Here is a 23,674-nt window from a genome sequence, read left to right on the forward strand (position 1 = left end):
GGTCAACGTGGAGCTCAAGCAGCTAACGTGCGTAAAGCTTAATAATATGAACAAACAAAAGCAGACTCTTTTATAGAGTCTGTTTTTTTATTTGTTCCTTTTAAAAAAACAAGGAGCCCCACTCACGAATGAGTAGGGCACATGTAAACAAGTAAATCAAATGGTAAACAAATTGTATCACATAATCACAAATTCTCCTAATGACCTATGAATGATCTTCAATGCAAAAAGGGAAACACGATTTGCGAATCCGAAGATTTTATTTATTTGCTTCGTTTAGGGCACTAAGTGAATTATTAAGCGCAGATTTGCACTTGCTTGCATCGGGGGTTGATGATCGAACTGCTGATAAAACAATGTCAATTGTTCCATCGATTTTTGTCCAAGTTGTACCATCGATTTTCCTGAGTTTCGCTTCCGAAGTATCCCATTGATGTTCCACATTATCTGCTCCTTTTTTCGCAGAAGTAAAGTTATGGGAATTTACATCGTTTAGCAAGTTATTTTCAATTTTAATAAAATCTGTTAATTGTCCGCTTAATGTCGCTTGTGAAGAATTGGTTTGCGATGCGATTGTTTGACTCCGCCAAATATAACCGCCTACACCAGCAACTAAGAAAATACATAGTACCAGAATCGTTTGTGTCAAAACATACTTCTTATTTCCATTTGCTTGGTTTGTCTCTGTTCTTTCACTTTTGGCATTTAGATCAATTTTTGAAACAGCAAGGAAAACAATTATCGTTAAAATAGCGACAAGGAAAATGACGCTCGTGATGGTTGTCCCCAAACCCAATCCGCCATTCACTTTTGATTGAGATAAGTAATCCCCTAATGATGCTCCAAGTGGACGAGTCAAAATATACGCAATCCAAAACGCTAATACTCCATCCAATTTCACTTTCCATGCCAAGAATATACAAGCAATGATAATAATCACGGTTATTCCTGTTTTAAGATAGCCAAAACCAAGTTGTTCGGAGTATAAATCACCGACTGCCGTTCCAAGTGCAAAGGTGAATAGAATAGTGAGCCAATAGAAAACTTCTCTTTTGATTGTAAAAATCGAGTGGATCGAAAGTGTTTTTTCACTTAGATACCAAAACAGAAAAGTCAATCCTAACAGAACAGAGAAAACTGCTGTGCTAAGTTCCAAGGGGACTCCGATGCCATCTGTCAAGTTATCGGTTACCAATGTACCAAATACGCTAATAAGAACAACCGTTACCCAATAAATGCCTGGAACATATTTAGAAGCTTTGAATTGAAAAAACAATACAATGAAAAACGCAACTCCCATAATGATGGTCGTTTTAGTTAACCCAAATCCAAGATTGAAATTCAGGAAATCGGCAAACGTTTCCCCGACAGTTGTACATAAAATCTTGATGATCCAGAAGAATATAGTAACTTCTGGTACCTTGCTTAACATTTGCAGTTTTGAAGGTTGTACCATTTCAGTTTGTTCAGAAACTGATAAGTTTTTTTTCAAAGAACTCATCTCCTATTTTTTAGTCCATTGTTACTATGCAATTTCATCCCTTATTCCTTTGAGATGACGCTCGTTTCTACTATAGTAGAAATCGGAGAGTTATTTATTAAAACCCAATTAAAATTAACTTAAGTGTTTATTAAGTATAGGCAGTATTTCTAATAGAATAATTGAATAGCGAAAAGAAGAGTTAAAGAAGGGGGGAGCGCTGAGGCGACTTAGTAAGTAAGATTACTTCTACCTGTTTTGGATGATGTGATTTGTGGAAAACATACAAAAAGGAGAGGAGATGATCTCATGGAAGATTCAAAACACAGTTATTATATTAACATTCAATCTCACGAGATTTTTAGTGAACCTTATGGAGCAGAATGGGATTTTAAAATTGAAGCAACGGCAAGTCAAGCTGCTGTTCTGGAACGGTTGTTTGATAAAACCGATGAAACGGATTGGGAAAGTTATGTCCGAGCCCACATTCCCTATCTTGAATATCATCATCAACCCCAAAACAAAGAATATGATCTACGAATGATATTGATCTATAACCTACTATATTATTTGGGTGATGAAAAATCCCGTCACCATATTCGCGATATGGGGATATTAAATGAAGATTTAGTAAACGAACAAGCCATACTCGGGTACCGAGAATTTTGACCCAAAAAATAAATATTACTTAAAAGTAATGGGTGGCTGGCGCCCCTTACCGAAGGACCAGGAAATATTGAATAAATTATGGGCTGGGATCATATAGGTAGTAGATATAAAATCAGCAAAAAGAGACTCCAGTCGAGGCTCTTTTTGTATTTTTATTAAAAAACAAGATGATCTTATGAGAGGTCATCCTGTTTTGTTTGTTTTTATTTATTAAGTGATTTAGTTATATCTAAGTCATGATGTAATTTTTCAGACGGAATACTTGGATTAGGTACTTGTCCTTTTGCGTTTGGCTCTTCAATATATACAAAATCTCCAGAACCATCTGGTGCACTTCCTGTAGCCCAAAGACCTTCAGAAGATTCACTGCCTTCTGAAAGATTCCAAAATTCATAGCCCTGAGGTTGGGCTTCCTTTTCCGCTTCAGCAGGGAAAGAAGCAGGGACTACAACACCGTTTTTCTCTTCAAGCTCTGCAATTGCAGCCATCCATTGATTTTGATGGTATCGGTCACGAGCAAGCATTTTTCGAAATGTCGCACGTACACCTTCATCCGTTGTCATATGGTATAGACGAGCTACTTGAAGTCTACCCTGGCTTTCTGCGTGTAAATTAGAACGCATATCTGCTAATAAATTTCCGCTTGCTACAATGAAAGCGCCGTTCCAAGGTACTCCATTTGCATTAGTAGGCAACGCGCCAAGACCGCTTACGAGTAAATGCTGTGGATTGATCCCGCCCATTATGGCAGCAATAGCAGGGTCTTTTGCCGCTTCAGCCTGATCTTCTGGAGAAGCACCATCAAGCAATTGACTGATTAGTAAGCAAAGTATCTCCACATGCCCTATTTCCTCTGTACCTATATCCATTAACATGTCTTTATACTTTTCTTCACCACGACAATTAAAACCTTGAAATAAGTACTGCATCATAACAGTCATTTCTCCAAATTGACCCCCAAGTACCTCTTGGACTTGTCGGGCGAGCATAGGATCTGGTCGGTCTACTTTTACCTCAAACTGTAATTGCTATTGGTGACGAAACATAAAAGGCCTCCTTTATTAACTGAATTTCTATACTTAATTACCCATCGACCCTTTACATAAATCATTTTTTATTTCAAGAAACATATTTTTCCAAAAAGGAAACCCTCTAGCATAGGAGTGAATAGTCTACGAACGCATTTAACATGAAAAAAAGCCTCAGAAAAAACAGAGACTTTATGGAGTCTCTGTTTTCTTATCATCTTGTTGATCGTCTATATAACTATCTCTCTTTTTATATGGAATATCGCCAATTTTAGATTCAATTCCTTTACTATCTAGCAGTTCTTCGTACTCTTCCAACTTTCTGGAAGGTAGAACGTTCTTTTCCTCACCAGTGATGTCTGTGGCAGAATAAGTTTCGTAATCCTCCGGAAGGGAATCTTCGTTTCTTCCACGGTTATACAGCTCACTATAGTTATTATAATCTCCAACGAGGTCGGCAGGAGTTTCCGAGGTTCCAAACCTGGCGACCTCCCTAAAACTATCTTGCGTATCGACAATGCCATGTTCCGGTTCATGCATGAAGGAATTCACCTCGGACCGTACTAAGATGTGTTCCTTAACTGGACTATATTCTCCGCTAGATGTTTCTGGAGAGTGATTTACACAATGTAAGGTGGAAGGAAGAACTTCCAGCCGCTCGAAAGGTATTTCGTCTCCGCAAACCTGGCACTTTCCATAGGTTCCTTTATCAATGGCCTTTAGTGCAGTATTTATTTTTTTTAGCTCTTTATCCTGGTGGCCCTCTATTGCAAAGTCTCGTTCACGCTCAAATAATTCTGTACCCAGGTCAGCAGGATGATTGTCATAAGCAGATAATTCACCGACTGTTTCCCGTATGCTCGAATCCATATTACTGTTAACATTTATATGGATTTTAATTGCCTGTTTATCCTCCTCGAGACTCTTTTTTAAGCTTTTAAGCTGGTTTGTAGACAGCATTATGGTCACATCCTCTTTTAAATTTACTATTAATCTTGTAGTGTAAATACCCTTTTTGTTTTTATAAAAACCTGACGCAATGATGACGGCTGAGTATGTATTGATAGAGGAAGGGCGGTTGTCATTCGAATGGAGGAGGACTGGGTGGGATTTTTGATTTTATTGTTCCAATGTGTATACACTCATGATTAAGGGGCTGAATTCAGGGCAATGTTTCATTCCTCTTTAGGAAGGGTAGTTTTAATTAAGACTACGAAATCCAAAGGAGGAATTTCAATGTACGAACATGAAAAGCATTTGGTAGGAGTTTACGAGACTGAACATGAGGTTATTCAGGCAGTTGAAGATTTAAAACGGCAGGGCTATGCTTCCGAGGATATTTCAGTAATCGGGAAAAACAAAGATGACGTAAACGAAATTAATGATGCCACTGGAACGACGACGGAAAAAAGCGCTATGGCTGGAGCTGCAACAGGCGGTGCACTTGGTGGGATATTAGGACTGCTTGCAGGCGTAGGTGCCCTCGCAATACCAGGCATTGGACCTCTTGTAGCGGCTGGACCAATAGCTGCTACCCTGACTGGGGCTGCTGCCGGCGCAGGCGTAGGTGGATTGGCAGGAGTTTTAATTGGATTAGGAATTCCTGAAGAAGAGGCTGACCGTTATGAAGACCTTGTCAAAGAAGGTAAATTCCTTGTTGTTGTGGAACGCCGAGAAAACCGTATAGGAGAGGGACAACCAGTCGATACAAGTGGAACGATAGTATCAAATGATCCCTACAATACTCCGGTCACTTCCTTGAATCAAACTAATACGAACAAAGGTAACAACAGAGACTTTTAATAATCGAAAGTGATAAGGGTACCTTTCCCCAATTAGGGAAAGGTACCCTTTTTTACTAAACTGTCCTTATAATATAATCTAAAAGAAATGATGAAAAATAGACATAATCAACCTCCCTAAAAATTGAAAAAAACCTACAACTAACCTCCATAACAGACCCAATATTCCATCAATAATAAATTCGATGATTTCCTCAAAAAGATAATGACGTATTTTTTTCTTGTGTTTTTCCTTTTCTTTAAATGGTTTCATCTGTGGTAACCTCTATTGAACTCTAGGTATTTTCAAAATATATCCGTTTTCTCTTTTTATAGTGTTAATGTTAACTGAAAAATATTCGTAGAAGGTTTTTAACTAATTCTCGGGTTTGGATGTAGGTCGGGAAACTCCTTATATGCTTCGAACGGAGCCATTAGTTCAAATACAAAATTGGCTTAGCTTTTTTGAACATTTTTGGGAGGATAAACTCTCTGCTCTTAAAAAATTTTTAGAGGAAGATGGCCATTAGTTATAAGAGAACCGAGATAGTGTTATCTAAGACACTATGGTTCTCTTATTTTGCTTTTCGTAATTTTGGTGTTAATTAGGCCTTGTTAATGAAGGTAAATTCCTTGTTGTTATGAAACCGCTGAGAAAACAAAATTAACTATTGCTTGAATAATGAAGAACTATTCTTTACCGTCAATGATTAAGTGGAAAGATGATCCATGATGAGTGATACCAATAGACCCAAGGCAGCAATCAATCCAGTTACAGTTCCGCTTTCTTCGTATGCTTCCGGCATCATGGTTGAGGTGATCATAGCAATGATTCCTCCCCCTGCAAAAGCGGCTATTCCTGCCATAAGATAGTCAGGAGCGTTGGATAGGAAGAAGAATCCTCCCCAGGCACTAAAAGAAGAAATGACCAAAACTGATAACCACAACATAAATATTTTCCTCTTCTGGTAACCACTGTTTTTTAAACCCACGGTACTTGAGAGTCCTTCAGGAATGTTACTAAGGAATATCGCCGCAACTAACAACCAACTGACAGACTGTTTTTCCAACAGACTGGCTCCTACCATGATGGATTCAGGAATCGCATCCATCACTGTTCCAATAAAAATGGCAAGCCCCGCACCTTTGGCATTCTGGGTTGAACGTTTTCTTTGATCTGCGCCTTTTTTAGAAACGAAATAGTTTAGGATCGTAAATATAAGGGCACCTAAAGAAAATCCTATAGCAGTCGCTTTTAATCCTCCATTGTGCACTGAATCCTCGAGCAATTCATAGGAAGCCGCACCAATCAAGATCCCTGTTCCAAATGCCATTATGTCACCTATGATTCTTTTCTTAACGTGAAAAAATAAAGCGGCAAGGGCACCTAGGAAAACCGCAGAACCTGAAATGGCTCCCCACATGGCAGCATACCACATAGTATTTCCTCCTTCCAAAAAGTTACAATACTAGTTAAAATGAATAACTATCTCTTAAACATAAATAGGACATCATTCAGAGGAGGATTTCCCGAAGCTCGTATCAAGATGACTGTTAACATATATTTGGACTTTAATGGACTATTTATCCCTCCTCAATCCTCCTTTATGATGGCTATTAATCTCTTAAGAGATTACCCTTTTTGTGTATGATAAAAACCCAACACTGTAAGGTAGGCGGGGGATGTATGGTTAGAAGAAGTGTTGGAGGAGTTATTTTGATTGACCCGCATTTCCGTTTTCCAAACAATCCGGTTGATGAGTGGTAGATCGTTTATAGTTACTTTGAAAAACAAGTTTTAACCGCAGATGATTACGATATCCAAAACGGGGTACCTTACTAGAAAGATAAATTGACATAGAATGAAGCACTATTCGGATATCTTCATGGGTGAGAAATCCTTTTACCGGAACAGTTTCCTCATTGTCACTTTGCCAAAAACAATTTTGAGCACTTGGCCTAGGAACCTATTACATTCTCGAATGGGAGAAAAAAACAGGCAGGGAGCCTTCCTGCTCTTCAGCACATAAGGAGGAGTCATTATGTTCAATTTTATGATTGGATTCATCCGAGGAATCACTTTCATGTCCCCGTTTTGGTTTATGATTTTTTTAGGTGTATGGGGCAAAAGAGAAAGGCAAGCAGAATGAAGCTTCCGTTGAAGTATTTCATTCATTACCTGTAAATTTATATGATTCATATAATGTTTTTTGGGTATATAAATGATAGTAATGAATACCTACTGTTAATCAGGTTCAGCAATTAGTAGGAGTGAAATGGAAAATTTGATAGGAAAGAGGGGAGTTTAGTTGGAGTTTTTAGATTTAGGTACTTGGTTTCAATATTTCTTGTTGATCATTAGCGGATGTCTAGTTTTGTTACTTTTATTGTTGTTATATTCCAATAGGTATACACGTGAGAAAATAAATCAAATCGAGCAAAATGATGAAAGTGTTGAGTCTTATAGGGATTTTCACTAACTGTGCAAGAGTTGAACATCCAGCTGCCTTTTGGCGGTTTTTTTTTCTAAGCTTACGGGGAAGTTTTGCTTACTAGCTATAGTGAAATCCCTTCATTATTAACAAAGGTACCACTGTTTGTTTTATAAAAGCAATAACAATAAATGTTTCATCATCTTCAAATATAAAGTACATCTTCTACAGGAGGTATATTATGACAGCTAAACAATGTATCGCGATGCTTTTAGCTGGGGGAAGAGGCAGCCGTTTAAAAGAGTTAACTCAATATATTGCTAAACCAGCCGTCCCATTTGGAGGAAAATATAGAATCATTGACTTTACCCTAAGCAATTGCCGCAATTCCGGGATCGATACAGTCGGTGTCTTAACACAATATCAACCTCATACCCTTCAAAATTATATTGGCGATGGTAAGCACTGGGACTTAAATAGAAAAAATGGGGGGGTAACCATTCTTCCTCCATATCAATGTGAGCAGGGGGAAAGATGGTATGAAGGGACGGCCCACGCGGTTTATCAAAACCTCCGTTATATCGAAAGTTACAATCCTGAATATGTACTAATTATTTCAGGTGACCACATTTACAAAATGGATTACAGTAAAATGCTCGAGCAGCATATTCAAACGAAAGCGGATGCAACGATTTCTGTCATCCATGTACCATGGAAGGAAGCCAATCGGTTTGGCATTATGAGTGTAGATTCTGAGTCCAATAGAATAGCGGAATTTGAAGAAAAACCGAAACAACCAAAATCAAATTTAGCTTCTATGGGAATCTACATTTTTAATTGGAAGTTGTTAAAAAAATATTTGGAAACACAAGAAAAGAACCCATATTCATCAAAGGATTTTGGCAAGGACATCATCCCCGCGATGATTGAAAATAACCAGCAATTGTATGCCTATCAGTTCAAAGGGTATTGGAAGGATGTCGGAACCATTCAAAGCCTTTGGGAAGCAAATATGGATTTGCTCTCATATCAAACCAATCCTCTTTTACAGAATGAAGAGTGGGAGATCTATACCTATGAAACATCTTGGACACCGTTGTATTTGGATGGGAAAGCTAGCATTCACCAATCTCTAGTGAGTGACGGATGTAAAGTGTTTGGGACCGTTCAGAATTCAGTTCTTTTTCACGGAGTTACAGTAGGGAAAGGTGCCGTTATTAGGGACTCGGTTATTTTACCAAATACGGTAATAGGTCAAAATGCAATCATTAATCGAACGGTCGTTGGTAGTGGTACGGTGATTGAATCGAATGTTCAAATGGGGGAAGCTAACCCATTTAGCGAGATTACTTTAATAGGGGATAACCATTTAATAATAGGGGATAAATCTAAAAAGATCAAAAACCACATAGTGTAGAAAATAACAGGCTAGAAATTTTTTTGTGAATCTTTACAAGATTTGTGAGAAGTACCAAAACATATCTTTATACCCTAGAATCCCGAGGAAATAATGCGGACATTGATACAAAGGAACGTATATAGAAATCTTACCATGATTAATTGCTGTTAGTTCCCGCAAACGGTAGAAATCTCCTAACCATCTTTGGGTGGTGCAGGCACATTCATAATGTCTAATAAATCTTTTCTTTTTTTCAGAGCTGTTTGTAGGTTTTCTCCATACTTTTTGTATAAAATAGGAATAGAAAATCTAACAGAAAAGGTGAGAACATGAAACAGTTAACAGAGTTTTTATCCAATCAACATGATCAAAATGTTGAAGAATTAAAAGAATTGCTCCGTATTCCTAGCATAAGTTCCTTATCCGAGAATAAAGAGGACATCCAACAAGCAGCTTCATGGATTGCCAATAAATTAGAAAGCATTGGAATGGAACATGTTGAAATCGTCCAGACAGAAGGTCATCCGATTATCTATGCGGACTGGCTTTATCAGGAAAATGCCCCAACAGTCTTAGTATACGGCCATTATGACGTACAGCCTGTTGACCCTGTTCATTTATGGGAAACTCCTCCGTTTGAACCAACGATCCGTGATGAAAAGATCTTTGCCAGAGGGGCAACCGACGACAAAGGGCAGACGTTCTTACATATTAAAGCAGTAGAAACACTATTGAAATTAGAAGGTGAATTACCAGTAAACGTTAAATTTTGCATTGAAGGAGAAGAAGAAATCGGAAGTCCTAATCTTCCGGCATTTTTATCCGATAATAAAGAAAAATTAGCATGTGATGTGGTTGTTATATCTGATTCTGATATGTGGGACAGAGGCGTCCCAGCCATCACCTATTCTTTAAGAGGTCTATGTGCACTGGAATTTTCCCTTAAAACTGCTAATTCTGATTTGCACTCGGGCATGTTTGGCGGAGGAGTCCAGAACGCCAACCATCTCTTGGTTCAGCTTCTTTCTACCCTTCATGATGCAAACGGAAAAGTTAATGTGGACCATTTTTATGATGATGTCGTGCTACTGACGGAATTTGAAAAGGAACAGATCAAAGCATTAGGGTTCGATGAAGAAAAGCTAAAAAAATCATTAGGGTTGACGGAATTAATGGGAGGGGAAAACAATTTTCCTTACCCTGAGAGAATCAGTTCCCGGCCAACATTAGAAATCAACGGCCTATGGGGCGGATTTCAGGGGGAAGGAACCAAAACCGTGATTCCGAACGAGGCACATGCCAAAATCACATGCCGTTTAGTTCATAATCAAAACCCTGAAAAGATTCAACAATTAATCAAAAAACATTTAGAAGAGCAAGCACCAAAAGGATGCACGGTAAAAGTATCTTTACAAGATACGGGTAATCCATTTTTAACGCCAATCGACAGTCCGATGATCCAAAAAGCCGCCGAAGCCTATGAAAACGTCTATGGAAAAGCACCAGTTTATAAAAGAGAAGGCGGTTCGATTCCGATTGTATCTGACTTTAACCAATCCCTAAATGCGCCTGTTGTCTTAATGGGATTCGGTTTGCCAGATGAAAATCTTCATGCACCAAACGAACACTTTAACTTGGAAAATTTTGATAAGGGCATCCTAACCATTTGTTCCTTTTTCGAACTTCTTAATCAGTAAAATGGTGCCTGTCACCACCTACGGGTGGTGACAGGCATTTTATTAGGTTCTCGTGTTTGAATTTCAAGCTGAGTGTGTAGTATCGTATACACGAGGAGTGATTGTATGAACGAAACGATTGATTTATTAAGAAATCATCGCTCAGTTAGGGAATTCAAAACTGAAAAAGATGTGAGCGAAGCCCAGATCCAAACGATTATTGAGGCAGCTCTGGCTGGTCCGAATTGGATTAATGGCCAGCAAGTGAGCGTGATCGAAGTAAGAGAGTCTGAAAGGAAAGCCGCATTGGCGAAAGCTGCCGGCAACCAAAGATGGATTGAGGAGGCTCCCGTTTTTCTTGTGTTTTGCATCGATTTTTATCGGGCGAAGCTAGCAGCTGAAAAAAATGGGACAGATTTTAAAATCGTCGAGGATTTAGAAGCGATTATGATCGGTTCAACAGATGTTGGAATCGCACTAGGAAGCTCGGTCGTAGCAGCTGAGTCGATGGGTCTTGGGATCGTTCCAATCGGAGGATTAAGGAGAAATCCCCAAACCTTTGTTGATCTTTTGAAGCTTCCGGAATATGTTTTTCCCATTTCAGGTCTTGTCGTTGGACATCCACGAACGGTTCCAGGTCAAAAACCAAGGCTGCCGCTTCAGGCAACCCACCAGAAAGAACAGTATGATGCTAAAATTCAAATGGAAATTATTGAACAATATGATCAAACGATATCTTCCTATATGTCTGAACGGACGAATGGAAAAGATACCAGTGACTGGTCGAGTAAAGTCGCTCAATTTTATGATAACGGATTTGAACAATACGCAAAAAACTCCAGCCCAACGGTGAAAAAACAAAGATTTCAATACAAGTAGAAAAAGTGAGACTTAACCTATAAAGTTGAGGCGGGATTATGTTTGTTTTAACAACAGATAGCTTTATTTAAGTTGAAAACCAACAATCTAACTCCGTTCGTCCATCCTACAAATGATTTTTATGTTAATGTTGTCCACACCTTATTAAAAAACCAATCATATTTTATCTAAAAGAGCATGAAGGGAAGAAGAGTGTGATTGGTGGAAGATGAAAATAGATCAAAAAAGGAACCTAATGGAGAATTGGATCGGTTTTCGAGTTTCATGTTTGGAGCCAATAAGCGTAAAGAAGGAAAAAAAAACAACGAAAGTATTTCACAAGAAATTCCGGAACAAAAAGAGGCACCACATTCCAATCGCAAGACCCATCAGTTTAATAACTGGTTTCTTGGCTCTAGGAGAGAAGAAGCGGAGTCCAGTGCCCCAACTCCACAAAATCAAATAGAACAACAAGTAGGCAATCTTCTTAACAAAGTGGATGTGGTATTGCTTATGGAAACGATTGATATGCTGGTCGAAACCACTAAACAATATAAACCATTGCTGAAAGAAATCTCTCCAATGTTTAAACAATTGAAAAAGAAATTCAAATCCAAATAGACTATCGAATAGGTACATTGTTAAAAAGAAAAATATTAAAAATTCTTACTAATAAAAAATGACAGGTATGAATCTAAGTAGTTCAGTTTTGGAGTACAAAATGTAAAATAACACTCCAAAACGAACTACTTTTTTATATGCTTTCCGCAATATGAATCGTATGCTAATTCGTATAATTTTGAAGAGTAGATTGGAACAAAAATTACGGAGGACTTTAACAAACAACAGGCATTTTAACGGGTTACCTTTTGAGGTGCAAACATTGCTAATCACATCATATTTTTTGTCACTAATATCAATGCAATTCTCAATGGAATTCTCTAAGTGAATAACATCAATAAACGCAAAGAAGGGATAGCTTAATGACTATCCCTTAAATTCTCTATCCACTCCCGTTAAATAAATTTGTTGTCTGTTTTTATTGAGTGTCTTCGTCGCTTTTGTACTCCAAAATATCACCTGGCTGACAATCCAAAGTCTTACATATCGCTTCTAATGTTGAAAAACGAACCGCTTTTGCTTTCCCATTCTTCAGAATAGAAAGATTCGCCATCGTAATTCCAACCCTCTCTGAAAGCTCCGTTACGCTCATTTTTCGTTTTGCTAACATCACATCAATATTAATAATAATTGCCATATCCTCCACCTCAGACCGTCAAATCATTTTCTGATTTTATGTTAATCGCTTCTTGTAGAAGCCGTTGGAGGATAGCAGCAAAAACGGCGATAACCAACGAAGCAAAAATGATGATGAGTCCCATTAATCCAATAGGAGGGTCAACGTTCTTCGCTATAAAATGAAAGAGTGGCAAACCTAATACATACAAACCACTGATTGTAATCGCACAGCACTTTATGTTCTTTAACGCCTTTACAGATAATTCCGAGAACGCTGTGTTCTCGTCAATGTACCGTAAAAGGTTGATAGCCTGATAGAGAGCAAAGTAAAAAGGCACAGCCGCTCCATACATCACGATGAAAATGAGATATTTCATTGGGGCAATATTTGGATACAATTTTGCTGCAAAATTTGCCATATGAGGCACTAAAAATATACATAAAGCAAGCACTGCAATTCCAGCCAGAAAAATAATTACCTTTAAGAAAGTGGTTGAACCTCGTTTACCATTCATTTAAAACACCTCACTTATTTAATGACAACACGATTTTAGCACAGGTTTTATCGTTTTACAATAAATTAATATTGTTTTTTATTATATTATTATTGTTAACGGAATATCCTTTTTATTTAAAGTAAATAATATCGTTTAAATCAAATTCTTTACTTGATTAATGAAATGATGTGCATCGCTTAACTGAATTTCCCTCGTAAATACACGGTAGAAGGCATTCCTTATTGATTTATCATCATCGCTAATCATTCTCCATTCTCTTGCGTTTATTAGCGCTTTATCAACCAATAATATGCATTCGTATATCCCGCATTAACGTTAATCCATCTAAATATTGGCTACGCTTGCTGATTTTATCTAGCTGGTATTGATAATGACCTAAATCTTCAGTGTCTTCGTCAGTCGGTTCCTGGGGATAATAAGACCATTCTAACCTGTCATTCTTTCGGCAAAAGGTATTAAGGTGGTCATCCTTATACACCTTCGTATCACTTTCTAATTGTTTAAGGGTGACATCCCAATCAAACGCAATATCTGAACGAAATACATATCGTGATAATGCTTCCGCAGTCACAACGAGATAAGTTTGCAACTGCCTACTATCTATACCATCGAAATTCTTAGAACTTTGCCCTTTTTTTCTAACATTGTTTAGGTAATAGTGCATCTGGTCGGTATTCAGCCATATTTCACCGAATTTCATTGATTTATATGCTTTTGTTTCATATCGTTCCAGAAACTCCAAGCATCGCCTGTAAACCCATTCTAGCTTATGATAGTAACGTTCCAACGCTTATTTGTAAAATTTCGCAGGTGCGCTAACACTTACTTTTCCTACTAGCATTCGTATAAAAATAGGGAGGATGTCATTTTTCTTTTGGTGATAGGTTGTGGAGCTTTCTCTAGTAGGTAAAACATTGGTAAACTTCTTACAAGTTTTACATTGATACCTTTGGGAGTTAGCTTTGCTTTATAAATCATCTTGCTATTATCATTTGAGGTGCCACTTAGTTTATAACGGCTGGGCTTTCCTTTCACTTTATCGAAGCGAGTTTGCTCCTTTCCAAAGTTATGACAAAAAGGATTAATGCAAGAATTATATTGGATTGAAGGACTTAAACCGCTAAATGTGAATGTGGTTGGCAAAAACAGCATATGGTTGTAACTAAAGGCAAATTTCCTTGGGTTTAATGACTTGTAATCCTTTTGTCTGCTTTCAATTTCTTCATTTTAAATAGGTATATTTACATCCACAATTAAGTCATCTTTTGTAGCCAATCTTTTTTGCTTCGCCACTATTTATCCCTCAATTCGAATTTATCTTGACTTTACCTTCCAGCCCCATCTTTTGAACTATCCCTTTGTTATTCCGCTTAGTCCCATTCCACTCAAGAAACTTTTTGTCAGTAAGAATGTTAGTTAAAAATAAATCAACAGTTTCGCTTTCTGTTCTTTCGGCTTACTCCGAATATTGCTTAACAATTTCCCTTGTTTGCTCTGAAATTTCCCAGTTAACCTTTTTGGCGTTTTGACCTTTTGGCTCCAAATTTCGCATCACAATCACCAAACTTCCGTTCTTATATTCACCCTTATTTTTGCACTAAAAATCGTAAGACTCCAATGGAAATTTCAGTTTTACGAAATGGCATACGAATTAATATACGAATTACAGATGAAAATTAGTTAAAGTATTGATATATCAACAAAAAAAGACATTCGAAATCATTTACGATTTCATATGTCTTTTCAAGTGATTTATTATTGTTTGTACTCCAAAAGTGAAACACTTTGTATGAATCATACCTGCCATTTTTTTATCAAAAAAGTCATATTAAAAAGCTCTAAATCGCATATGATTCATATGATTTAAGAAGATAACGTTCTATAAACTCCGCTAATCCATCATTTTCGTGGTGCCCTGTAACAAAATCAGCAGCAGCTTTAACCTCTTCGCTAGCGTTCCCCATTGCCACACCAGTACCGACAGACCTAAGCATCTCTATATCATTGGGTCCGTCTCCAATGGCTACGACTTCATTTGGACTAAATCGAAATTCGGTAAGCAAGCTTTTTATAGCAGACCATTTGGAAACATTAGGAGCAACCAACTCAAACCCGTCATTCCAATCAATGACTTCTGCTTCTTTTTTGAACAAAGCGGATATTTCAGGACTTGGTGCACCTGTGCGTACACTATATTTCAGAACATCTTGATAACTGGCTTGTCTTAAATCTCCAATATACCGTGGCGGCATTTGCCCAACTTTTGTCCAATAATCGATTTCATCATTTGTCTCGTTACAATAAAGACCATTTGCTGTATGGATAATAACATTAAAAGGATTTTCAGCGGTTAGATGGTGGAATCGTTCTTCGTTCAATCGGACGGTTTTCATTTGTTTAGCTCTTCCTGTCTCTGCATCGTGAATAGCGGCACCATTCAAACAGATCATCGGAGTTCTTAATCCAATTTCTTTATGGTAGGGAGCGGTTACTTCGTAGTGTCGACCAGTGGCAAGAAAAACTTTGACTCCCTGATTAATGAGCCCATAAATGGCTTCCATATTTCGACGGGAAATGTAGTTTGAGGCTTTTAGTAGTGTACCATCCATATCTATAAATATTGCACGCACATTCATTTAAACTGCCTCCTCATTCGTTGGTAAACCAATCATATCATCCGAATATTAAAGCCTTGTAAACATAGTGTACAGATTACATAAAGTTTATTGGAAAGCATATAGTATCGAGGGAGGGCTTTCATTTATAAAAGGCTGTTCACTTTATTCAAGTTGATTATGAAGTAATTCTGGAATTTCGAGGTCGAGTTTATTGAATATGATGGAGATTTTCTTCCCCGGGACATTGGATCTGTACGATGTACACCATGTCCCAGGGAGTAGATTAATCAAAGCGTACTTGTTCTTCCCCTTCAATGATCAGCTCAAGTTCTGTATAAAAATTGAGTTCAAGCGGTGCAGGTAATCGTTCAATTAATTCTTTAATTTCGATAAGATTTTCTGCTTCTTCGATTGTAGATGGAGGTTGGTCTAAATGCTGATACCAATTCTTTAACTCGTCAATAAACTCATAAAAATGCCTCTCAAACCTTTCTGCACATTCTTCGGCTTCGTCCTCAGAGGCTTTCTTCATTAATTCCCAGTCTTCTAGGGCAGTTTCCAATCTTTCTTTAACACGATTTATCATAAAATCACCCCTCGACTATTAGTATAATATGGTTCTGCACAATCTTTAAACAAAAAATCTTAGGAACTTATAGCTATGTGGATTAGATACAGATAAATTTACATTGTTTTCAAAAATTTTATATGATATGTTATCTTTAACTTATTAAAGAACTTTAATAAGTAATTTAATAAGTACTTTTAGGTGGTGAATTTAGTGAATGAATTATTAGCTACTCCAAAATCGATGAAGAAGATTATCCTTCGTGGCATTCGTACAACTCTTTTAGAGCTGGGAAGTGCAACGAAACTTGATCTCAGCCATACATTAGAAATTAGTCTCCCAACAATTAGTAAGTTCCTAGCACAGATGGAGAAGGATGGGGAAATTATTTTAGTCGGTCTAGATGATTCTAGTGGTGGAAGAAGAGCAAAAAGATATACATATAATCCTGAGTATGTGTTAGGTCTGGCCATATTTTTAGAGAAAACAGAGACGAATTATACAATTTTTAATTGTGTAGGAGAAGTAAAGGAACAGGGGAAAGCTCCAAGTGTATTAATTGATGATGGTTTAAATTTATTAACAGAGTGCATTGAAAGCCTAATGACTAAATATCCCAAAATCGGTTCTATGGCAATTGGCGTTCCTGGTTCGGTTGATAATGGACGAATATTTTATATACCAGGATACGAGCAGTTTCAAAATTTTGATTTAAAAGGATACTACGAGGAACATTTTTCTTTACCTGTTGTAGTCGAGAACGATATGAATGCGGCTGTCCTTGGATATCACAATACGAGAGGAATTAAGGACAAGCAATCGCTTATCTATTTGTATTCTGGTCAAAATGGCCCGGGGGCAGGAATTATGATAAATGGAGATGTAGTGCGTGGAAGTACTTTTTTCTCAGGAGAGGTTTCATTCGTCCCGCAGTATAATGACCGAAATTTTCGGCAGGCTTTAGAAAATGGCAGTGGACCGAAAAAAATAAGGATCAGTGAGGATTATGAGATTGATGCATTTAGCAGATTAGTTGCCTCGTTTGTAGCGATCATTAACCCTCATACCATCATTTTTTGTAAAGATGATATTGAAAAAGTGGTATTAGACAAAATTGCCATTTGCAGCTCAAAATATATCCCTTCAGAACATCTTCCAGAGCTTACAATAAGTGATTGGGAACAAGATTATTTATATGGATTACAGAGTCTTGGACTTGATCTTATGATGAATGGAGCAAGCAAGTAACATAAATCAAAAAGGACAACTAAATAATTAAAGGTGAGGTTTAACTATGACAACATTCCTTTTAGTCATCATCTATTTGGCTTTTATCAGCTTAGGTTTACCTGATTCATTGTTGGGGGCCGCGTGGCCTGTCATGCAATCGGACTTTGGGGCCCCACTTGAGACTGCCGGATTCCTTTTTATGACGATTGCAGGTGGTACAATTATCTCCAGTTTAGCCAGCGGAAAGGTACTAAATAAGTTCGGGACTAGCAAAGTCACAACTGTCAGTGTCTTAATGACTGCTGGTGCTTTGCTAGGATTTCATTTTGCTCCATCGGTTGTTTGGTTATTTGTATGTGCCATACCACTTGGATTAGGTGCGGGAGCTGTCGATGCTGGATTAAATGATTATGTTGCTACACATTATAAGGCACACCATATGAGTTGGTTACATTGTTTTTGGGGAGTCGGAGCCACTCTTGGTCCGATCATTATGGCTCAGTTTATTTCGGAACAAAATTCTTGGAGAAACGGATATTTTGCTATTTCTGGAATTCAGTTCGCGTTAGTTATCATCCTTTTCATCACACTGCCCCTCTGGAATAGAGTGACAAGTAACAGCAATATTATTTTAAAAGAAGATCCGGAAGATTCAAAAGGTGAATTCTATGATGAAGATGCTAAAGATATAAAACCGTTACAAATGAAAGGAGTTAAACTGTCTCTTGCAACCTTCTTGTTTTATTGTGGGGTTGAATCAACAGTGGGGCTTTGGGGAAGCAGCTATTTGGTAAATGTTAAGGAGTTACAAGTTGCACTTGCAGCACAATGGGTTTCCTTTTATTACGCAGGAATAACAATTGGTAGATTTATAACAGGCTTTATTACTTTTAAGATTAGTAATCTTACTCTCATCCGGATGGGGCAAATAATAGCATTAGTCGGTGCTGCCCTTCTATTTCTCCCATTGCCGTCTACTTTCTCGCTTGTAGGTTTTATTATGATTGGATTGGGATTAGCACCAATATTTCCATGTATGTTGCACGAGACACCAACACGTTTTGGGAAGAAGCATTCCAAGACGATTATGGGCTATCAAATGGCTGTTGCCTATACAGGTAGTACATTTATGCCGCCACTTCTTGGTTTCATTGCATCACATTCCACAATAGGAATCTTCCCATTTTGTATCTGTGTTTTAGTCGCAGCCATGCTCCTAAGTTCTGAAACATTGAATAACACACTAAAAAAGAAAAGTTTATTAAAGAGAAAAGATACCATCTCAAAAGTACTTTAATAATGTGAGTGGTCGTTTCAAATAGTTTGTTGGAGCATTATTATTCTAACCCCCGAGGTTTTGGTTTAAGACATAATTATGAAAGGACCACAATATTTGTGGCCCTTTTTTGCGTTCAAGATCAAAGATGGTGTCTAAAGATTGCCTTATCCAAGAAAGAGGCAAATAAGATCCCCACCGTATAGCGAATAAGATCCACGGTTAGATAGCCTTTGCCTAACACCAGTGCACCGAGCCATGTACTGCGAATCTGATTGATCCAGTCTGCCTGGTACAATTGAGAGATTTCAATGCCGAAGCTAAATAATAAACTGAACAAGATGCTTAGAGATATCTGCTTCCTTGGAAGTAGGAAACGAAATCCAAAATAGACCATCATGGACCACAGCGCATCGCCGGCATTGTCCGCTAGAAATAAAGGTAAATCGTTACTGTATTTTCGAGAAGCAAGGCCTAAAAAAATCACAGTCACAGCAGAAATAAGATAGTTTTTCCTCAAGCTACGGGTAAATTCGTTAGTAGATGAAAATTTAGTAGCCAACTGAATCACTCTTTAAAATTTATTTTGTCTACTATTATATCAGCAAATTTGTTTAATACTTCATAAATGGACCAAAAGAGCAGATGCAAGCGGGCAAAATGTTCTTCATAACCGGAATGTAGTCCAAAAGACCAGATGCAAGTGGCCCCCATAATACATATGAAGGAAATAAATCGAATTAATCGAATGAGTCTCCGATTACAAAAGGAACTTGCAATATATTGGGAAAATTTTAGAAATTTAAACAAGATTAACATTAGGCTAACATTGGTGTGGTATTTTATGGAGGAATACACAAAAAAGGAGTGATCGTTATTAAACGTCGGAGCTTTTCCATTTTATCATTTGTGCTTCTGCTTTTGTCTTCATCACTGTTTTATATTACACCATTCGCTTCAGCCGAAAATGCACTTGATCCAGCGCCACAACTTCAGCCAGTGGGAACTGCGAATGGAAAGAAAATTTTATTTGATAATACACACGGCCAAACAGCCGGTGCTGCAGACTGGGTATTGGACGGGGGATTCTCCGATTTTGCCAATGCTTTAGCATCCAAAGGCTACTATGCAAAAGAGCTGCGAAAATCTACTCCGATCACTTATGAAGATTTACAAGGCTATAATGTGTTCATCATAGGTGAGGCAAATATCCCTTACAAGGCGTCTGAGCAGGCAGCGATGATCCAATATGTACAAAATGGTGGGAGTATCTTTTTTATAGGGGATCATTATAATGCAGATCGCAACAAAAATCGCTGGGATGCATCAGAAGTATTCAATGGCTATCGTCGCGGTGCCTATTCAAATCCAAGCAAAGGGATGACGACAGAGGAGGCTTCGTCTGCAGCCATGCAGGGGGTAACAGGGTCGGACTGGCTGGCCTCAAACTTCGGAATCCGTTTCCGATATAATGCCATTGGCGACGTAACAGCGAACGATATCGTCACGCCAAGTCAAGCCTTCGGTATTACGTCGGGTGTCTCGACCGTTGCCATGCATGCAGGTTCAACGTTAGCCATTACGGACCCTAACAAGGCAAAAGGGATTGTCTATCTTCCGAAAACAACGGCAGCCTGGGGAAGTGCAGTCGATCAAGGAGTCTATAATGGCGGCGGAAGAGCGGAGGGACCTTATGCGGCGGTTTCCAAGTTAGGATTAGGTAAAGCAGCGTTTATCGGTGATTCTTCTCCGGTTGAAGATGCTACTCCAAAATATTTACGTGAGGAAACAGGTTCAATTAAGACAACCTACGATGGTTTTAAAGAACAAACTGATAGTACTTTACTAGTGAATATCGTCGATTGGTTAGCAAAGCAGGAAAGTTATACAGCTTTATCTCAGGTTAGCGGATTGCTACTCGATCAGCCAACAACTTTATTATCGATGGAAAACCCGCAGACATCCACTGAACCGGTTGCTGAACCATGGGCAGCCCCAGCTACTGGCTATAAATGGTATGATCCTTCTACTTTTAAGTCCGGATCATATGGCTATGGTTCCAGCGGAGGAACAGGTCGGACAACTACCAGCTTAACTGAAAAGTTTGAGTCCGGTACGAAAACCGCCTACACATCAGGTAATGTTACGCTTGCGAGTGGATCTTGGTATTTTGATAATGCTCTCATTGGGAATTTATCTAGTGATAAGAAAACAGGCTTGCAGTCTGCACGTGTTCGAGCAGCCGGAGCACTTACCATGAATTTTAATGTGAGCGGAGCCAAAAGCATCCAAATATCCCATGCTAATTTCGGCAGTGACAGCGGGGCGAATTGGCAGCTACAGATGTCGACCAATAGTGGCTCAACATGGACAAATGTTGGTAGTACAAATACTAGCTCCTCCACATTAAGTGTTAAAACCTTTACCATTTCCCAAACGGCCCCTGTCCGATTCAGGATTGTCGTTTCAGGTACAACGGGCAGTCGACTCAATTTCGATGATATTGTGATAGGTAATTAATTAACATTTTAGCTATGCTAATCCCGAATGGTTGGACAAAACTAACTATTCGGGGTTTTTATAGAAAAATCTTAGTATTGTTATGGAATTAGATATCCACTTATAGAAAAAGACAGCCTATATTAATTTACTAGGCTGTCTTTTTTTTTTTTTATTTACCAATAAATTCCTGTACCCAATAATTACCTTGAGCGACATAACCAACGCCAATATAGTTGTAGTTCGGGCTGAGAATGTTTTTGCGGTGACCCTCACTATTCATCCATGCATTGACAACTTCCTGAGGTGTTTGCTGTCCCTGGGCGATATTCTCACCAGCATAATTATATGTAATGCCAAATTTTTTCATCATATCAAAAGGAGATCCGTAAGTCGGACTAGTGTGGCTAAAATAATTGTTTGCCGACATATCACGCGCTTTTTCGTGTGCCATTTTGCTCAAGTTAATATCCACTTTAAGCGCTGGTAAGCCATTTTTTGCTCGTTCTTGATTCGTTAAATCAACAACTTTTTGTTCAAAAGCACTTAATGTGCTGGTTGTTGATGTCGTATTGGTTGTTCCTGCTGTTGACTGTTGTACTGGCTTCGTGCTTACGGTTTGGGCTTGCTGAGTACCAGCTTGTGTTGGCTGTTGGGCTGTTGGAGCAGGCGGGGTCTGAGCCGGTTGCTTTTCGGAAACGGAAGTTTGAGAGTTCCATCCCATTTTACTTAAATAGGCTTCTACCATTCTATTAATCTCTTCGGAATTTACATTTGTTCCTTGGGTTGAATACATTTTCTCCTGTACAGGGGCAGTAGATGAATGATCTTGATTTAGTGTAGGATTAGCCCCAAATAAGGCACCTGAGGCGGCTATAGTAAGAATTGTTTTACTCAATAACATGTTAAGATCCTCCTGTCATGAATGATTACTAGTGAACACATGTATATACTAGCATATGATTTTTGTCATATTTCTGGCATGATTTTACAATCAGTAAAATACTAGGGAATCTTATTTTAATAAAACCACTTAAGAAACCTTGTATATGATGACTTTTGGCCATTTTCTAAAAAGGATTAATCAACCCTAATATTTTGATAAAATGGAAAAAATTAAATTGGAATAAAAGGTTGACAGCCTTTCGCATTTCAGAGTTTTTTTACACATATTTCAGCTGCGTATCAAAGCTTACAGAGAAGTCTACAAGAAGAATGAGATGGGTTTAACATAGGAAAAATCTAAAATAGTTGCCAGCTTATATGTATTTAAAAAGCCACTTGTGAAATTGAATACATCACAAATGGCTCCCATTTTATAACAAACCAACTTCTCTAGCTGCTTCAAAACTGTTTCTAGCAAACGTAAACGGATCTCCAACATTCTCCCAGTGCATATACATTAGTCTTGGGTTTTCAAAAAGCCAATGGTTATGAACAGCCGTAACTGTAATTCCTCTTCGGCGTAATGCAGTTAGGAAAGGATTAATTTCTCTTTGGAGTATAACTGTTTCTCCTAAATTCAGCGTTCTTCCGCCAATGTTGTTTTCGAAGGATAATGCGAATGGAAGCGCAAGAGGGGATTGGGTACGACGACCTAAAATAGTAGCATTAATATTACGAAGACGTTGCACAACACAGACAGGGGCTGAAGTAATAACCTCTCCTCCAATAATATCTGCAAGTTGCTGGCAAGTTGAAGTATTCCTTCTAGCCATATTCCTTTGATTATTTGCAGTTCTTCTTCTTGAATTGTCATCCATATTCGGGTCAAAATCAAAATCGAACTCATCATTAACATTAAAATTTGTATCAAAAATTCTTGAGAAATTTTGATTTTCTGAGTTATCAAACTCTCTTGGCTGGCAAAAAACCTATTTTGAATAATAGTTGTAAGATTTTTTACGAAAAGCAGTAAATTACAACGTAACCTTACTAAGATAAGTGTTTGCTATTGTATATCTAATAATGAAAGAACATGCCTTATTTTTAAGTGAGGGGTTTAGTCGAAAGGATACCGAATTAATTTAACAAACAGATAGATTTCATTATTATTTTGAACAACAGGAAAAAGGTGTATCAAGTTCAAAACAGTGTGGGCTTAGGAAGAAAATTGAACGAAGAAAGTATTGAGTTGGTACATGGTTTTCGTAATTTTAAAAGAAATCTTTTAATCCTTATCATAAATTGGAAAATAAGTGGATTTAATTTTCCGTTATTAGTGGACCATATTGCAAAGGAAGCGAAGTATTTTATAAGGAAACCAACAAAGTTTAATTAGGGAGTATATTAGCTCCAATACAGGATGCCAATTTTTCTGGGATGAAGACGGAAAATACCATTTTCTTAAGTCGAAGTCTATGCTGGAAAAGTAAACAATCTCCGAGGCTCAATTTCCTATTG

19 protein-coding genes and 3 pseudogenes are annotated in these 23,674 nt (G+C 37.9%); 10 read left to right on the plus strand and 12 right to left on the minus strand.

Annotated features, from left to right (window positions below; all coding sequences use genetic code 11):
* Positions 1 to 259: 259 nt before the first annotated feature.
* Positions 260 to 1,492 (minus strand): COG4705 family protein, encoded by a 1,233-nt coding sequence (locus tag COD92_RS11340; RefSeq protein ID WP_255286538.1) that lies wholly within the window; start codon positions 1,490 to 1,492, stop codon positions 260 to 262.
* A 297-nt stretch (positions 1,493 to 1,789) separates the two neighbouring features.
* Here COD92_RS11340 and COD92_RS11345 point away from each other — a divergent pair, with 297 nt between their 5' ends.
* On the plus strand, positions 1,790 to 2,149 hold the full coding sequence (locus COD92_RS11345; protein WP_098527886.1) for a hydrolase: 360 nt from the start codon (positions 1,790 to 1,792) through the stop codon (positions 2,147 to 2,149).
* 203 nt (positions 2,150 to 2,352) lie between these two features.
* Here the strand turns inward: COD92_RS11345 and COD92_RS11350 are convergent.
* Together COD92_RS11350 and COD92_RS11355 are read right to left on the minus strand one after the other, a co-directional pair.
* Positions 2,353 to 3,195: pseudogene (locus COD92_RS11350) on the minus strand (manganese catalase).
* 174 nt (positions 3,196 to 3,369) lie between these two features.
* Positions 3,370 to 4,137, minus strand: a complete 768-nt coding sequence (locus COD92_RS11355; protein WP_098527887.1) for a TraR/DksA C4-type zinc finger protein — start codon at positions 4,135 to 4,137, stop codon at positions 3,370 to 3,372.
* 276 nt (positions 4,138 to 4,413) lie between these two features.
* Between COD92_RS11355 and COD92_RS11360 the strand changes: the two genes are divergently transcribed.
* A complete protein-coding gene (locus COD92_RS11360) occupies positions 4,414 to 4,980 on the plus strand; it encodes a general stress protein (RefSeq protein ID WP_098527888.1) in 567 nt (188 codons plus the stop codon).
* Positions 4,981 to 5,668: 688 nt separating this feature from the next.
* Here the strand turns inward: COD92_RS11360 and COD92_RS11365 are convergent.
* The gene (locus COD92_RS11365) at positions 5,669 to 6,397 is read right to left on the minus strand and encodes a ZIP family metal transporter (RefSeq protein WP_098527889.1); all 729 of its coding nucleotides are present in this window, start codon (positions 6,395 to 6,397) and stop codon (positions 5,669 to 5,671) included.
* A gap of 1,234 nt (positions 6,398 to 7,631) precedes the next feature.
* Here COD92_RS11365 and COD92_RS11370 point away from each other — a divergent pair.
* From COD92_RS11370 to COD92_RS11385, 4 genes are all read left to right on the plus strand, one after another.
* Positions 7,632 to 8,807 (plus strand): glucose-1-phosphate adenylyltransferase, encoded by a 1,176-nt coding sequence (locus COD92_RS11370; RefSeq protein ID WP_098527890.1) that lies wholly within the window; start codon positions 7,632 to 7,634, stop codon positions 8,805 to 8,807.
* Positions 8,808 to 9,118: 311 nt separating this feature from the next.
* Entirely contained in the window at positions 9,119 to 10,486 is a 1,368-nt protein-coding gene (locus COD92_RS11375; RefSeq protein WP_098527891.1) for a dipeptidase, read from the plus strand.
* A gap of 105 nt (positions 10,487 to 10,591) precedes the next feature.
* Entirely contained in the window at positions 10,592 to 11,344 is a 753-nt protein-coding gene (locus COD92_RS11380) for an NADPH-dependent oxidoreductase (RefSeq protein WP_098527892.1), read from the plus strand.
* Between the two features lie 201 nt (positions 11,345 to 11,545).
* Positions 11,546 to 11,944, plus strand: a complete 399-nt coding sequence (locus tag COD92_RS11385) for a hypothetical protein (protein WP_098527893.1) — start codon at positions 11,546 to 11,548, stop codon at positions 11,942 to 11,944.
* 418 nt (positions 11,945 to 12,362) lie between these two features.
* Here COD92_RS11385 and COD92_RS11390 read toward each other — a convergent pair whose 3' ends face one another.
* The 5 genes from COD92_RS11390 to COD92_RS11415 form a co-directional block, all read right to left on the minus strand.
* Positions 12,363 to 12,581, minus strand: coding sequence for a helix-turn-helix domain-containing protein (locus COD92_RS11390; protein WP_004434885.1), 219 nt, complete (start codon positions 12,579 to 12,581; stop codon positions 12,363 to 12,365).
* 10 nt (positions 12,582 to 12,591) lie between these two features.
* Positions 12,592 to 13,077 (minus strand): DUF2975 domain-containing protein, encoded by a 486-nt coding sequence (locus COD92_RS11395; protein WP_098527894.1) that lies wholly within the window; start codon positions 13,075 to 13,077, stop codon positions 12,592 to 12,594.
* Positions 13,078 to 13,357: 280 nt separating this feature from the next.
* Positions 13,358 to 13,822: a hypothetical protein gene (locus tag COD92_RS11400; RefSeq protein WP_098527895.1), complete on the minus strand. Its 465-nt coding sequence runs from the start codon at positions 13,820 to 13,822 to the stop codon at positions 13,358 to 13,360.
* Positions 13,823 to 14,918: 1,096 nt separating this feature from the next.
* On the minus strand, positions 14,919 to 15,716 hold the full coding sequence (locus COD92_RS11410) for an HAD family hydrolase (protein WP_098527896.1): 798 nt from the start codon (positions 15,714 to 15,716) through the stop codon (positions 14,919 to 14,921).
* A 265-nt stretch (positions 15,717 to 15,981) separates the two neighbouring features.
* The gene (locus COD92_RS11415) at positions 15,982 to 16,284 is read right to left on the minus strand and encodes a hypothetical protein (RefSeq protein WP_098527897.1); all 303 of its coding nucleotides are present in this window, start codon (positions 16,282 to 16,284) and stop codon (positions 15,982 to 15,984) included.
* A gap of 195 nt (positions 16,285 to 16,479) precedes the next feature.
* Here COD92_RS11415 and COD92_RS11420 point away from each other — a divergent pair, with 195 nt between their 5' ends.
* Both COD92_RS11420 and COD92_RS11425 read left to right on the plus strand, forming a co-directional pair.
* Positions 16,480 to 17,514, plus strand: a complete 1,035-nt coding sequence (locus COD92_RS11420; protein ID WP_176541064.1) for an ROK family transcriptional regulator — start codon at positions 16,480 to 16,482, stop codon at positions 17,512 to 17,514.
* 46 nt (positions 17,515 to 17,560) lie between these two features.
* Complete coding sequence (locus COD92_RS11425) at positions 17,561 to 18,793, plus strand: MFS transporter (RefSeq protein WP_098527898.1); 1,233 nt, start codon at positions 17,561 to 17,563, stop codon at positions 18,791 to 18,793.
* A gap of 121 nt (positions 18,794 to 18,914) precedes the next feature.
* On the opposite strand, the gene COD92_RS11430 is transcribed toward COD92_RS11425, so the two are convergent.
* The gene (locus COD92_RS11430) at positions 18,915 to 19,292 is read right to left on the minus strand and encodes a ribosomal maturation YjgA family protein (protein WP_098527974.1); all 378 of its coding nucleotides are present in this window, start codon (positions 19,290 to 19,292) and stop codon (positions 18,915 to 18,917) included.
* A 389-nt stretch (positions 19,293 to 19,681) separates the two neighbouring features.
* Here COD92_RS11430 and COD92_RS11435 point away from each other — a divergent pair.
* Positions 19,682 to 20,836: pseudogene (locus COD92_RS11435) on the plus strand (Ig domain protein group 2 domain protein); the annotation flags it as partial.
* A gap of 607 nt (positions 20,837 to 21,443) precedes the next feature.
* Here COD92_RS11435 and COD92_RS11440 read toward each other — a convergent pair.
* Both COD92_RS11440 and COD92_RS11445 read right to left on the minus strand, forming a co-directional pair.
* Entirely contained in the window at positions 21,444 to 22,175 is a 732-nt protein-coding gene (locus COD92_RS11440; RefSeq protein WP_098527899.1) for a CAP domain-containing protein, read from the minus strand.
* A 412-nt stretch (positions 22,176 to 22,587) separates the two neighbouring features.
* Positions 22,588 to 22,989, minus strand: coding sequence for a DUF1259 domain-containing protein (locus COD92_RS11445; protein ID WP_098527976.1), 402 nt, complete (start codon positions 22,987 to 22,989; stop codon positions 22,588 to 22,590).
* A gap of 386 nt (positions 22,990 to 23,375) precedes the next feature.
* Between COD92_RS11445 and COD92_RS33585 the strand changes: the two are divergent.
* Positions 23,376 to 23,549, plus strand: a pseudogene (locus COD92_RS33585) (DUF2935 domain-containing protein); the annotation flags it as partial.
* Positions 23,550 to 23,674: the final 125 nt, after the last annotated feature.

The organism is Bacillus sp. AFS037270, from assembly GCF_002585305.1.